Source organism: Microcosmobacter mediterraneus (assembly GCF_031846265.1).
GTDB lineage: Bacteria > Bacteroidota > Bacteroidia > Flavobacteriales > Flavobacteriaceae > Microcosmobacter > Microcosmobacter mediterraneus.
Window position 1 is genome coordinate 281,592 of record NZ_JAVRIA010000002.1, and the last position, 14,071, is coordinate 295,662.

Consider the following 14,071-nt stretch of genomic DNA (forward strand, 5'->3'; position numbering starts at 1 on the left):
ATTTACACATTAATATCTTAATACCTTAAATAATTGTTAAAATTAACATGTAACATATTGATAAATCGATAAGTCGAAGATATTGTCGATTACTTACCGTTGTAGGTGTTCATTGTATTAGATGTTCCTGATAAACCAAAGGATTTAATGACTTCTTTTGACAGTTTAAGGCGCTCTTTTAAGCTATTTTCTTCTGTTTCAGACCACTTTCCTAATACATAATCAACTTGTTTGCCTTTACTGAAATTATCACTGATTCCAAAGCGGAATCTATTGTACTTAGTTGTATTTAATTTATCCTGAATATCCTTTAATCCATTGTGTCCTCCATCACTACCTTTTGTTTTTAACCTAAGAGTTCCAAAAGGTAAATTAAGATCGTCTGTTACTACCAATAAATTCTCTATTGGAATTTTTTCTTTTTCAAGCCAGTATTTTACGGCTTTTCCACTTAAATTCATGTATGTGCTTGGCTTTAGAAGAATAAACGTTCTTCCTTTAAACTTATAACTAGTTAAATCTCCTAGCTTTTTTGTTTCATAGGTTAGATCTTCAGAATGCGCTAAATAGTCAAGTATTTTAAACCCTATATTATGTCTTGTTTCAGCATATTCAGCACCAATATTTCCTAAGCCAACTATTAGAAATTTTTTCATAACATGGTCTTCTGAGGGTAATACTTCTTTAGATTTAAACCAATTAAAAAGCCTGCACATAATAAAAACTTAAACATGTTTGCCCTTATTCCATCCATGCTTACCTAAATATTGATCTCCACTTTCAACAGCACCTTCTTCTATTGAAGTTCCCATAGAGTCATTCCAACGATTTAAATAGCCAAAAAGTGATATAACACCAAGCATTTCAACTATTTCTCCTTCGTTCCAATGTTCGTACAAACGGTTTTTAATTGTCTCATCTACAGCATTAGGTACTAATGATGCTGCCAATGAGAAATCTAAAGCAGCCCTTTCTGCATCAGAAAATGCAGGATGGGTTTTATACTCCCAAATATTATCTAATTGTTCTTGCTCAGCACCATAGCGTTCCGCAGCCCTAATAGCATGTGCTTGGCAGTAACGGCAACCTGTAGAGTTACTACTTACCCAAGCGATCATACGTTTTAAGGCAGAGGTTACACGACCTTCATTAGCCATAACTGCCTTATTCAAATTTATAAAAGCCTTACTAATAGCTGGTCGTCTTTGCATCGTAAGCACAGAATTTGGGCAAAATCCTAATGTTTCGTTGAAAAATTCTGCTAATTCTTTGGTTTCAAAATCATGATCTGGAGACAATGGTGTTACTAATGGCATAGTTGTATTTTTAATAGTATTTTTGGTTGTACAAGATAGTAGTTCTAACTTTTAATCTAAAAGAATATGCCTGATAAAATTACAACACAATGGAAAGGAGGATTAACTTTTGAATCGGATAATCCAAGTGGTGAAATGGTAACTATGGATACCTCTATCGAAGGGCAAGATAAACGCTATGGACTGTCTCCTAAAGCCATGATGTTATCCTCTTTAGCTGGTTGTTCTGCTTTAGATGTCATTTCAATTTTAGATAAAATGAATATTACATTAGACGATTTTAAAATTGAAGTTTCTGGGGAATTAACAGATGAGCATCCAAGATACTACAAAACTGTTGCGGTCAATTATCACTTTTACGGCGAAAACTTAAATACTAAAAAATGTGAACGTGCTGTAAATTTATCCATAGACAAATATTGTGGAGTCATGGAAATGTTTAGGCAATTCTCTGAAGTAAAAACAGAACTATTTTTTCATTAGAAATAAAGAAAAATGAGATGGACGCTTAAACCAAAACCAGATCCGAAAAAAGTTGACCAATTAAAACAAAGTCTTAATGTAGATAACATCGTTGCTAGCTTGTTAGTGCAACGTGGCATTGAAACATACGAGGCAGCAAAGACCTTTTTTAGACCAAGTTTTGATGATTTACACGATCCTTTTCTGATGAAGGATATGGACTTGGCAGTTGAGCGTATCGAAGCTGCGCTTCTTAAAAATGAAAATATTTTAGTTTATGGCGATTATGATGTTGATGGTACTACCTCTGTGGCTTTATTATCTTCATATCTAAAAACTAGAATAGATACTATTGCCACTTACATACCTGATCGCTATGAAGAAGGTTATGGTATTTCTTATCAAGGTATTGATTTTGCTGAAGACAATAATTTTACGCTGATTATTGCTTTAGATTGTGGTATAAAAGCCATTGAAAAAATTGATTACGCCAAAGAAAAAGGTATCGATTTTATTATTTGCGATCATCACAGACCAGGAGATACTATTCCTAATGCTGTTGCAGTTTTAGATCCAAAACGAGAGGATTGCAACTATCCGTTTAAAGAACTTTGTGGTTGTGGTGTTGGGTTTAAATTAATTTCTGCTTTAGCATCCAAACAAGGCCAATCGGTTGAAGATTTAGCAGAATATTTAGACTTAGTTGCTACAGCTATTGGTGCAGATATTGTTCCTATTATTGATGAAAACAGAGCATTAGCAAGTTTAGGGTTGGAAGTTATTAATACCAATCCCAGACCAGGTATGAAAGCCATAATCAAAGAAGTAAATAAAGATGTGCTTTCTATCATCGATGTTGTTTTTATCATTGCACCACGAATTAATGCTGCAGGACGCATGAATCATGGAAACCATGCTGTAACATTATTAACAGAAACCGATTTTAACCTTGCCGCAGAATACGCCATAGACATTGATCAGTATAACACAGAAAGAAGAGCAACTGATAAACGAATTACAGAAGAAGCCTTAAATTTAATTAAAGACGATAACGAACAAGACCGATTCACCACTGTTGTTTATGATGAATCTTGGCACAAAGGTGTTATTGGCATCGTAGCTTCAAGATTAACAGAAACTTATTATAGACCAACCTTAGTATTTACAAAGAGTGGTGATAAATTAGCTGCATCTGCAAGATCAGTTAAAGGATTCGACGTTTATAATGCTCTTGAGGCTTGCTCAGAATATATTGAACAATTTGGAGGTCATAAATATGCAGCAGGACTCACTTTATTACCAGAAAATTACGAAGCGTTTAAAGCTAAATTTGAAGATGTAGTAAAAGAAACTATTGATCCCAAACTGTTAACGCCAGAATTAAAAATTGATTTAGAAATAGAGCTTAATCAAATTGATCATAGACTCTTTAGAATACTAAATCAATTTGCACCTTTCGGCCCTGGAAATATGACACCTGTTTTAATGACCGAAAATGTAAACGACACTGGTTATGGAAAATGCGTTGGTGAAGATAACGCTCATTTACGTTTAACTGCTACACAATCTTTTAACGATAATATAGTATGTATTGGGTTTGGCTTAGGAGATAAACATTCACTTATTAAAAACAACAACCCATTTAAAATTGCCTATACCATTGATGAAAATCATTGGAACGGACAAACATCACTTCAATTAAAATTAAAAGACATAAAAGCATCATAACTAAATGCCAAAAAACGATCCTTACGCAGCACTTAGAATTAAAGAATTTAATATTTTCTTAATCGTTAGGTTTGCTTTAATATTTGCTTGGTCTATGCAGTTTATAGTGATTGAATGGCAAGTGTACGCTTTAACTAAAGACCCTTTATCCCTTGGAATTATTGGACTAATGGAAATAATCCCAGCATTAGGTATGGCGCTATTTGCTGGGCACATTGTAGATCAGCGCGAAAAACGAAATTTACTAGCACAATGCATTGCAGCTTTTTCTTTAATTAGCTTTGGTTTGTTTTGGTTAACTAGAGATTCGGTTGAGGCATCTTTGTCTAAAAACACCATACTATATTCTATTTATGCTCTTGTTTTTTTTGGTGGGTTTTTACGTGCCTTTTTTAGTCCAACAGTATTTTCTTTAGTGGCTTTAATTGTTCCTAAGAAAATTTATCCAAATGCTGCAACTTGGAACAGCTCAACATGGCAAATGTCTCGTGTTCTTGGTGTTGGATTTGCTGGATTTAGTATAAGTTGGATCGGTGTTAATCTTTCACTTTGTATTGTTTTTGGCTTGGTAGTTTTAGCCTTTATTGTTCTTTTTCAAATTACTAAAAAGCCTATCCTTAATCCTAAGATAGGAGAGCCCATTTTTCAAAGTCTAAAAGAGGGTGTGTCCTTTGTATTTAAAACTAAAGCGATTTTAGGTGCTTTAACTTTAGATATGGTTTCGGTATTGTTTGGTGGAGCAGTGGCCTTATTGGCTGTATTTGCTACAGATATTCTTAAAGTTGGGCCTCAAGGATTTGGGATTTTAGTTGCAGCGCCTTCAGTTGGTGCTTTTTTAACCATGTTAGTAACCGCTTATCTACCTATAAGTAAAAACGCAGGACTAAAATTGCTAATTGCCATTTTTGGATTTGGAATTTGCATTATTGTATTTGGGTTATCTACCTCCTTTTGGCTGTCTGTTAGTGCCTTGTTTTTTAGCGGTGTTACAGATGGTGTTTCTATGGTTATTAGACAAACCATATTACAATTAAAAACACCAGACCATATGCGAGGTCGTGTGTCTTCTGTCAACTCTATGTTTGTTGGTTCCTCTAATGAACTTGGTGCTTTTGAAAGTGGTTTAACCGCAAAACTTATGGGAACGGTTACTGCTGTGGTTTTTGGTGGATCTATGACTATACTAACTGTAATTACGACTGCTATAGTATCTCCAGGATTTAGACGATTAGATTTGAGAAAAGATGTTGAAGAACATGAAAAAGACGACAGCGCTTAATACGTTTTAAGCTCTAACTTTTTACCATCAAAAATACCGTAAGTATAGTAACTGATCCAATCACCTAGATTAATATATTTTGAATTATGCCCTAAGTCGATATCTAAAGGTAAATGTCTATGCCCAAACACAAAATAGTCTCGATGCTGTTCTTCTAACTTTTTCCTACTATACTGCACTAGCCATTCATTATTTTCGCCAAGGAACTTAGCATCGTCATCACCTGAAATCAGCTTGTTCTTTACAGACATGTAATGTCCTATTCGCATACCAAAATCAGGATGAAGTAAACGTTTAAATAGCCATTTGCAAATAGGATTAGTAAATACCTTTTTCATGCGCTTGTAACCTTTATCTCCTGGGCCTAAACCATCGCCATGGCCTATGAAAAACGTTTTGTCATTAAAAGTAAATTCTTTGGGTTTGTGATAGACAGGAATTCCTAGTTCTTCTTCAAAATAACCATTCATCCATAAATCATGATTACCAACAAAATAATGAATTGGAATGCCTGAATCGCTTATTTCGGCAAGCTTACCTAATGTTCTAGTAAAACCTTTAGGAACTACACGTTTGTATTCCATCCAAAAATCGAACAAATCGCCTAGAAGAAAAATGACTGCAGCATCCTTTTTAATCTCATCTAACCATGCTACAAATTTCTTTTCGCGAGGTAATGAGGCTTGCTTTGTTGGTGCGCCTAAATGGTTATCTGATGCGAAATATATTTTTTTTCCTTCAGGAATCTGCATGTGTAAATATAACGAGTTTTGCGTTAAGGATAGAGCGGTCTGTTTGAGCTCTTACATTTTTTTGTAAAGCGAGTAGCGATAGCCTGACCCTTGAGGTAACGCCTTAAGTATTATCTGAAGCATACCACTCTGCATAAGACGTTGCTGTTTCTTGGAGTTTGAGAGAGTACAATTTTATATTGCTTGGTAGTCTTTGTTTTATCTTATCAGCAAAATCTACAACCATCATTTCGCTGGTTGGTTGGTAATTGACAAGCAGTACGTTATGACCTCTATCTTTTAATTCTTTAGCAAGTTCTACATGAGGTGTGTTTTTATTAAATACAGTTGCGTGATCAAAGACATCCACGATTTCTTCTTTAACGATTTTTTTTAAATCACTGAAATCTATAACCATACCAAATTTTACATGTGTGCTGTCTGAAATTGGTTGGCCTATCACAGTTACATCTAATCTGTAACTATGACCATGTACGTTTTTGCATTTACCATCGTAACCATAAAGTGCATGACCAGTCTCAAAGGAAAACTGTTTTGTAATTCTAATTTTACTCATTAACGACGTTTATTACGATTGATAAAATATACAACGACGAGTGCAATTCCGAGAATAAGAAACAACCCTGACCCGCTTAAAAAAGACATTATATCCATAGTTTTTTACTTATACTATTATGCGTCAAAGTTACTGCTTTTGTGAACTTTGCAAAAACAGTTTCTTGAATTTTAGATATAATGGTACACTCCGTGCAATCATCCAAAAGGTTATAGCTATAAATATACCTTGTAGTTTATAGTTGAAATAATCTAGCAAGAACACTACAGGAAGAAATACTAATAACGTGGATAATAATAATACATTTCTTAAATCTTCCATGCGTCCTAAGCCTTTAAATACACCATCAAAAATAAATGCTATTGCACAAATGGGTTGCATAAGTAGTACAATCCAGAATACTTCATAGAAATGATCTAAAACTGCTTGCTCTTTGGTAAATAGTAGCCCAAAGTGATTATAAAATAGCACACCTATTATTGCTAGGATTATACCAACTACAATCCCTATTTTTATTAGTCGCTTATTTAGTTTAACTAATGAAATATAGTCGTTTGCTCCATAAAGTTTACCTGATAAAATATTACCTGCACTAGAATAACCATCTATAAAAAATGCGGCAAAAAACCATAAATTAATAGCAATAGTATACGCTGCTATATAAGATGTGCCATAACCTGTGGCGAGTCTGGTAGCAAAATACAATGTAATATTTAAGGCTAATGTTCTAATAAATAAATTTCCAATCATACTTAAGAATCGTGGTATCTCTGCATTAAAAGGAAGACTAAGTTTTAGCGATATAGATGTTTTTTTTACTAAATAATATGCTGAAAGTACTGCCATGAGTAATTGAGCTATAACACTTGCATAAGCTGCTCCTTTAATGTGCATTGCTGGTATTAGGTCTTCAATTCCGTAGACCAAAATAAAATCCAAAACTATATTTACTAATGCTCCAATTGATGCTATAATCATTGGGTAGAACGTGTTTTGTAATCCTCTAAACGTACCGAAAACAGCAATTACAAACAAGGTGAAAGGAAATCCGAAAACACGAATTCTGTAATAGTCTACAGAATACTCTAAAATAAGACCTGAGGCATTGTAAAGCTCAAATATTTGAGAGGCAAAAGGGTAAGTAATAGTAATTATCAACAGGCTAAATGCAGTAATAATAAAAATGGCTTGAGCTGGTAAATTTTTTACAGATTCTAAATTATCTGCTCCTAAATACTGAGAAATAATTGATGATATTGCGCTTCTAGTTTGTCCTAAAATCCAGATAAGCATAGATAAAAAGGTGCCAACAATACCAACTGCTGCTAGAGATTCTACAGCGTTAAAATCCATATTACCTACAATAGCTGTATCTGTGATCGATAAGATTGGTTCTGAAATCCCTGAGATTAATGCAGGAATAGCAAGCTTGTTAATATGTTTAAATGAAATGGATGAATTCACAAGACTAACTCGTAACAGTGAAAAGGATGTTCACTTTGTTTTGGAAAATAAATATCATCTAAACGCTCATATCCACGTTTCTCATAAAATTTTTGATTTCGGTTGTTCTGTGAAAACGTATCTAAACGAATTGAATTGATATTATGCTCTTTTGCATAAGTTTCGGCAAATTCCATAAGATGTTGTGCATACCCTTTTCCTTGTTGATTTGGATGAATACATAATCTATGAATATAAATATTATTATTGCTTTTGGTAAGCCATTGTATAGGCTCATATTCTTTATCCATAAAGGTTGAAATAACCACACAACCCATTAGGAGTTGATCTATTTCTAAAACATACAATTCTCTTCTTTCTACATCGTTTATAAATGCATCGCGATTAGGATAATACTCGTTCCATTGAAAGATGCCTTTAGCTTGCATGTGTTTGGCGCATGCTTTGGTTATGAGCATAATAGTATTAATATCTTGTTTAGTCGCTTTTCTTATCATAGAGAATAATTACCTTTGCTTAACATTTGACAAAATTAGGTTATTAATCTTTATAAGATGAAAAATATAATAGTCCCTTTAGGATCCTCAGAGAATAGTAAAAACACATTACAATATGCTGTAGATTTTGCAAAAGAAATCAATGCTGTACTTTATGTTTTAAACGCTTATTATATTCCTAAAACTGCTGGAACTATAATAAACGTTGATGATATTGTTGCGCGAGAACGTAAACAGTTTTTGGAGGACATGATAGAACGTATTGATACTAAAGGTGTAGACATAAAAATAATTGCTGCTAAAGGAGATGTTATAGATGCTGTAACTGCTGTTAATGACAAACTAGGTGTTGATCTTATTGTTGTTGGTCCAAGACCTAATGATTTGGGTGAGGAATTATTTTTAGGACGAACCTCTGGTGGTATTATAAAACAAACCGATATTCCGGTTTTAATTGTACCTGAAAACTATGGCTTTAAACCTATAAAAAGAGTTTTAACTGCTATTAAATCTGGTGTAATTAAAAACTCAAATGCTTTAAAACCTTTATTATTTATAATAAACAACATGCAAGCTAGAATGCATTTGCTACAAGTAAAAACACCTGATTTTTTACCCGAAGATTTAGAATTTTATAGTGATTTAGCTGCCATAACTTCATCGTATAATAGCTCAGAAAATGCAACGCTATTTCAAGGTGTATTAGAACATTTAAACGCAAAAAATCCTGATTTAATTTGTGTGTTTAGACGTAAACGTGGTTTCTTTAAAAAACTCTGGGAGCAGAATATTATTAAAAAAGTTGATTTTGAGAGCAGATTGCCTCTTTTGGTTTTAAAAGAAACAGAGTGATTAATTTGGGGATGTAGCTCAGCTGGCTAGAGCGCTTGACTGGCAGTCAAGAGGTCGTGGGTTCGAGTCCCATCTTCTCCACAAATGAGTATTGTTACATTATAAACATAATGGATTGGTTGACTAAAAACTTTAATTCTTCAGACAACTTCTCTTTTTCCCAAGGATGTTTTGTGTTAAATACATGATCACATTTCTTAATAGGTTGCAGAACACTTTTAGGATTCCAAGCATGTAATTGTTCAGCTTCATTAAACTTCACTGAAGGATCATCTATACCATGAGCAATTAAATGAGGAATAGTAATTTTTTTACAGGCCTTTTCTATATCTAATCGCTCTTTATTCTGAATATAATCCTCATAAAATTGATAATAATGAGGCATTTGCTGTTTTGTTCTTCCATTGACCACATACTTTACACCTTCAGTTTTCCATTGCTGAAGATTTCCTGCAGTGGCTGTTCTTTTACTAAAATCACAAACTCCAGCCCAAGTTATTAAATGCGAAATTCTTGGGTCTTCTGCGGCTTTTATGGTTACAATTCCTCCTCCACGAGAATGACCAATTAATATAACTTTATTAACATCAATACTACGTTTAAAACTTTCGTTAGTGAAACAAAAATTCAATACATCATCTAGATCCTCGAGCTCTTTTGTGTAATTGTTATTCCCAAAGGCTTGTAAATCTGGAAAATCAATAGGTTGATCTACTGTTCCTCCATTATGAGAAAAATTAAACTTCAAAAAGCAATAGCCATAAATAGCAAATGCTTTAGCAACTAAATCCCAAGCGCCCCAATCTTTAAAGCCTTTATACCCATGACAAAAAATAATTAATGGTAATTTGTCTTTTGAATTTACATAGAACAAATCCCAAAGTATAGGCTTGTTATTGACTCTTTTTAAAACGTTATTTTTTGAAATAATCATAGTTCTTTCTCAGTAAATGGTATTTCAGGATTAAAAATTTCAAGTATAAGTGCTTTCAATTGATTTGAAAACTCCTTTAAGATGTCTTTACTAATTATAGTTTCTTTATGAGCATAGGCTCCAGGTTTGTCTTTCTTAGAAAATTTTAGAAAGCCACTTTTTAAGTTTTTAAATGAAATTATACCAGCTTCTAACGGCATTTTATTTAATGTTGATTGAGTATATATGTAGGCGTACATTAATACCTGAAAACTTTTACTATACTTGGAGTAATCTGAATTTAAGTCCTCCCAATTTATAACCTCAACTTGGTTTTGCTCTACTTTACCAGTTTTATAATCTATGATCCTAAGCGAATTATTATAGGTGTCTATTCTATCTACAAAACCTTTTAAATGAACTGGAAACGGTAATTCTTTATAATCTAATTGAGTTGTAAGGCGCTTTTCTAGAGCTACAATTGTAATGTTATTTCCTGCTTTTATATCTTCTATTTCTTGTTTAATGAAATTTTCAATATAGCGTTGGGCAATTTCAAAACTCAATAAGTTTTTTCCCTTTAAATAATCTTCTTTTTTATATTCCTTTTCAAAATAATGAGTTACTATTTTTTTTATGGAAGATGTTTGGCTAGTTAACGCTTCAGCTGTTAGTTTTGTTCCTATAAAAGGCGTGTAAATTTCCTCTAGAGATTTATGAATGATATTACCAAACGTGTTACTAGCAACTGTTTCTTCAACATCATCAAACGTATTTATTTTTAATAATGTTTGATTATAAAAATCAATAGGGTTACGAATATAGTTTGTTAAACTAGAAGGTGAAAATCCAGTTTCAGCCACTGCCTTGAGATCATTTAAAAGCGCTTCATCTTTTTGAATTTCTACTAATGATTGATCTTGAGGATTAACCTTAGTTGAGATAATATTATGAGTAATACTGTGAACTCCTTCAAATTCTAGTTGCCTAATAAATCTGCTCATTTCACCTCCCTTTAAAATATCAGGTTCAGTATTGTAAGTTATATATACATCTTTAGCTCGTTGTAAAAGTCTATAAAAATGATAGGTGTAAACAGCGTCTTTTTCTTTATACGTTGGTAAACTATTGCTTAGTTTGGCTTCAAAAGGAATAAAGGAGTTATTGGTTTTACCTGCTGGTAAAACACCTTCGTTGACAGAGGTGATAATTACAGTTTCAAAATCGAGCACTCTAGATTCTAACATGCCCATAATTTGTAAGCCACTATATGGATCACCTTCAAAATCTACAGTCTCAGAGCTTACTAATTCTTTAAAAAGATTATGTAATTCTTTAATAGAATTGATGTAGTTATGTTTTGAAAGAATAGATTTAAGTTCATTAAAAATGGTATAAAAATTATATAGAAATTCTAATTCAACTTTATTTTTATCTGCAGTTTTAGTCAAATTAGTTTTGATTATATTCACTAACTCAAGCATATAATCCAGAGCTTGCGAAGGATTATCGTTCCATTTTGAAAAAAGCAACTTGATTAATTTGGTGTTGAACTTAAAATTATTTACCTGTAAATAATTAAGACTTAGATACGTAATATTTTTCTCTTTAATGTGTTTAGTAAGGCTACTAAAATTCTCAATTGATTGAAGTGCTGGATGCTGAAGTATTGAATTGATATCTTTATAATAAAAACTATCTGAACCTTTTTTGTGAATCTTAAATAGCGTGTCAAACAAAAAGGATAGTGGAGAATTCTTTAATGGTAAACCCATTGTAATATTAAGCTTATTGACAGCTTTTGGAAGCGAGTTAAGTAAGGGCAGCAAAAGGCTTTCGTCTCCCAGAATAATGGCTGTACTCTCTAGGTTATCACCTTCTTTTATAAGATTACTTAAAATTTCTGCCACATATTTTACTTGTCCAATTTCTTTTGAACAACCACTAATTTTTATGTTTTTATTCTCTATATAATTATTGGAAACCCAATTAAATGTCTTGGTTTTAAAAATATTCCATTGAGATTTATATTGTCTAATAAATAATCCAGCATCATGATATTTATTATCTAAAAACTCGGAGTCTATATCCCAATAGATTGAGGCTAAATCTTGTTTTAAAAGTTCATTAATTAAGATTTCCTCAGCTTTATTTAGTGCATTAAATCCTACAAATACATGATGTAGAGTTTGTTGTTGAGAAGCTACGTAACTCTCTAAATGATCTATTGCTTGTCTATAAATTAAACCTTGATGACCTTTAGAATCTTTAAGCAATTGATCGTTAAAAACACTATAATAAACTTCAATTTTCTTCCAAAAGTCTAAATAGTTTTTTACTGCATCAGTTTGCTCTCCATCTAAATTCCAAGAATTCATCTCTTTAATAGAGCTTAGGTAATTAAAAATTGATTTTGACTCTACTAAAAATCTATCTATCTCATTAAAATCGGCAATTAAAAGTTGTGCCCAAGATGCAACGCTATCAAAACTTTCAACCTGATCCTTTTTTGTAATAGAAAGGTAAGCTTTATAAAAGTAAAATAAAGACTCTATTGAAGTAATAGAATCTAAACCAGATATATCTTTTACGAAGTCTTCAATAGAAATAATCTGAGGTGCAAACTCAGTTTTAACTGTAATATTACCTAATTCTTTTTTTAAGTAACTGCCAGCTCTTTTAGAGGGAAGGATAAATACTAATTCTGAAAAGTTTTGATCTTTAGATTTTAAATCTTTTAATACAGTAGCTATAAAACTCTTCATGTAGTAAAAATAAAAAACGCTCCGAAAATCGGAGCGTTTTTTATTATTTAGTTAAGTTATAAAACTTTATTATTTAATAACTTTTACTTCTACACGTCTATTATTAGCTCTACCAGCTCTTGTTTTGTTAGTGTCAATTGGATTTTCTTCACCAAATCCTTTTGCAACTAATCTATCCTCACCAATACCGTTAGCAATTAAATAATCTCTAACTGCATTTGCTCTTCTTTCAGATAATAACTGGTTACTTTTAGCAGAACCTACACTATCAGTATATCCATCTAATTCAAACTTAGCTTTAGGATATTCTTTTAAGATAGCTACCATGGCGTTTAAAGTTACATCAGAAGCCTTCTTTAATGAAGATTTACCTGTGTTGAACAAAATAGTTCTAGCATAGTCATTTAACTGCTTCATTACTTCTGGAGTTGGCTCTACTTTAGGGCAACCATTATTAGCAACTTCTCCTGCTTCGTTAGGACATTGATCATCTTTATCTAAAACACCATCACCATCTGTGTCTGGCCAAGGGCAACCATTATTTGCTGAAGGACCTGCTTCATTAGGACAGTTATCATCACCATCTGCAACACCATCACCATCTGCATCAGGACAACCAGCTAAAGATGCTAATCCTGGAGTCGTTGGACATTTGTCGTCACCATCTTTAATACCATCACCATCTGCATCAGGGCAACCATTGAACTCAGCTAAACCAGCTTCATTAGGACAATCGTCTTTAGAGTCTTCAATACCATCGTTATCTGAATCTGGACAACCATTGAACGCCTCTAAACCAGCAACATCTGGACAAGCATCATCTTGATCATAAATACCATCGCCATCAGTATCAGTTCCACCAAATCTAACAGCAAAACCTACTGAGTGTTGAAAATGTTTTGCGCCATCTCCACCATCAGCAAAATCATCAAATGCATGCTTGTAAGTAGATTGGGCAGTTAAACCAAAATTATCATTTAACCAATATTTTAAACCTAAAGAACCGTTTAATGTTCCGAAGCCTATATCATCAACCCAAGTATAACCACCACCAATACCGATAAATGGATCTAATTTTTGAGAATTAATAATATTCATGAAACTATAAGACACTAAACCATCAACTGCAAAATAGGTAAGGTTAGGTGCAGTTGCAGGAGATGTTACTCCCATAAAGTCATTAGTTCCAATTTTGTTTATCCTGTTCAATGAACCTTGAGCAGTAAATGTAAATCCATCTGAAATGTATCTAGATACTGAAACCACAGAAGGAGCTGGAAGAATATTCCAGTGGTCATTTGCGTTAAAATATTCATCAAAATAGGCACCTCTAGGGCTATCTTCTCCTACAGGATAAAGATCAACTGCATTAACGCCCAATCCAAAAGCCCATGGATTGTTCTTGTCTTGTCCGTAAGATATGCTTACAGCAAGTAAAAGAGTCATAGCGAAAAATAATCTGCTAAGATTTTTCATATTCAAAATAA

Annotated in this window: 13 protein-coding genes and 1 tRNA gene; 5 read left to right on the forward strand and 9 right to left on the reverse strand. The window is 32.9% G+C overall.

Translation table 11 applies throughout. The features are described 5' to 3' along the window. Positions 1-89 precede the first annotated feature (89 nt). On the reverse strand, positions 90-656 hold the full coding sequence (pth, locus tag RM697_RS04705; RefSeq protein WP_311426707.1) for an aminoacyl-tRNA hydrolase: 567 nt from the start codon (positions 654-656) through the stop codon (positions 90-92). Positions 657-725: 69 nt separating this feature from the next. Next, positions 726-1,316, reverse strand: a complete 591-nt coding sequence (locus tag RM697_RS04710) for a carboxymuconolactone decarboxylase family protein (protein ID WP_311426708.1) — start codon at positions 1,314-1,316, stop codon at positions 726-728. A 66-nt stretch (positions 1,317-1,382) separates the two neighbouring features. On the opposite strand from RM697_RS04710, the gene RM697_RS04715 reads away from it, so the two are divergent. The 3 genes from RM697_RS04715 to RM697_RS04725 are packed head-to-tail and all read left to right on the forward strand — an operon-like array spanning position 1,383 to position 4,785. Next, positions 1,383-1,799, forward strand: a complete 417-nt coding sequence (locus RM697_RS04715) for an OsmC family protein (RefSeq protein WP_311426709.1) — start codon at positions 1,383-1,385, stop codon at positions 1,797-1,799. Positions 1,800-1,811: 12 nt separating this feature from the next. Next, complete coding sequence (recJ, locus tag RM697_RS04720; RefSeq protein WP_311426710.1) at positions 1,812-3,506, forward strand: single-stranded-DNA-specific exonuclease RecJ; 1,695 nt, start codon at positions 1,812-1,814, stop codon at positions 3,504-3,506. 4 nt (positions 3,507-3,510) lie between these two features. After that, positions 3,511-4,785, forward strand: coding sequence for an MFS transporter (locus RM697_RS04725; protein ID WP_311426711.1), 1,275 nt, complete (start codon positions 3,511-3,513; stop codon positions 4,783-4,785). On the opposite strand, the gene RM697_RS04730 is transcribed toward RM697_RS04725, so the two are convergent. From RM697_RS04730 to RM697_RS04745, 4 genes are all read right to left on the reverse strand, one after another. Further along, a complete protein-coding gene (locus tag RM697_RS04730) occupies positions 4,782-5,537 on the reverse strand; it encodes a UDP-2,3-diacylglucosamine diphosphatase (protein WP_311426712.1) in 756 nt (251 codons plus the stop codon). The genes RM697_RS04725 and RM697_RS04730 overlap by 4 nt on opposite strands. A 103-nt stretch (positions 5,538-5,640) precedes the next feature. Next, on the reverse strand, positions 5,641-6,093 hold the full coding sequence (locus RM697_RS04735; RefSeq protein ID WP_311426713.1) for a 6-pyruvoyl trahydropterin synthase family protein: 453 nt from the start codon (positions 6,091-6,093) through the stop codon (positions 5,641-5,643). 129 nt (positions 6,094-6,222) lie between these two features. Further along, entirely contained in the window at positions 6,223-7,557 is a 1,335-nt protein-coding gene (locus RM697_RS04740) for an MATE family efflux transporter (RefSeq protein ID WP_311426714.1), read from the reverse strand. After that, the gene (locus RM697_RS04745; protein ID WP_311426715.1) at positions 7,554-8,054 is read right to left on the reverse strand and encodes a GNAT family N-acetyltransferase; all 501 of its coding nucleotides are present in this window, start codon (positions 8,052-8,054) and stop codon (positions 7,554-7,556) included. The genes RM697_RS04740 and RM697_RS04745 overlap by 4 nt, the downstream gene beginning before the upstream one ends. A gap of 57 nt (positions 8,055-8,111) precedes the next feature. Between RM697_RS04745 and RM697_RS04750 the strand changes: the two genes are divergently transcribed. Beyond that, a complete protein-coding gene (locus RM697_RS04750) occupies positions 8,112-8,906 on the forward strand; it encodes a universal stress protein (protein WP_311426716.1) in 795 nt (264 codons plus the stop codon). Between the two features lie 7 nt (positions 8,907-8,913). Continuing rightward, positions 8,914-8,987, forward strand: a tRNA-Ala gene (locus tag RM697_RS04755). Between the two features lie 13 nt (positions 8,988-9,000). On the opposite strand, the gene RM697_RS04760 is transcribed toward RM697_RS04755, so the two are convergent. The 3 genes from RM697_RS04760 to RM697_RS04770 all read right to left on the reverse strand — a co-directional run bounded on the left by RM697_RS04760 (position 9,001) and on the right by RM697_RS04770 (position 14,060). Beyond that, a complete protein-coding gene (locus tag RM697_RS04760) occupies positions 9,001-9,840 on the reverse strand; it encodes an alpha/beta hydrolase family protein (RefSeq protein WP_311426717.1) in 840 nt (279 codons plus the stop codon). Next, entirely contained in the window at positions 9,837-12,584 is a 2,748-nt protein-coding gene (locus tag RM697_RS04765; RefSeq protein WP_311426718.1) for a PD-(D/E)XK nuclease family protein, read from the reverse strand. Before RM697_RS04765 ends, RM697_RS04760 begins: the two co-directional genes overlap by 4 nt. 69 nt (positions 12,585-12,653) lie before the next feature. Beyond that, positions 12,654-14,060 (reverse strand): OmpA family protein, encoded by a 1,407-nt coding sequence (locus tag RM697_RS04770; RefSeq protein WP_311426719.1) that lies wholly within the window; start codon positions 14,058-14,060, stop codon positions 12,654-12,656. Between the last annotated feature and the right edge of the window lie 11 nt (positions 14,061-14,071).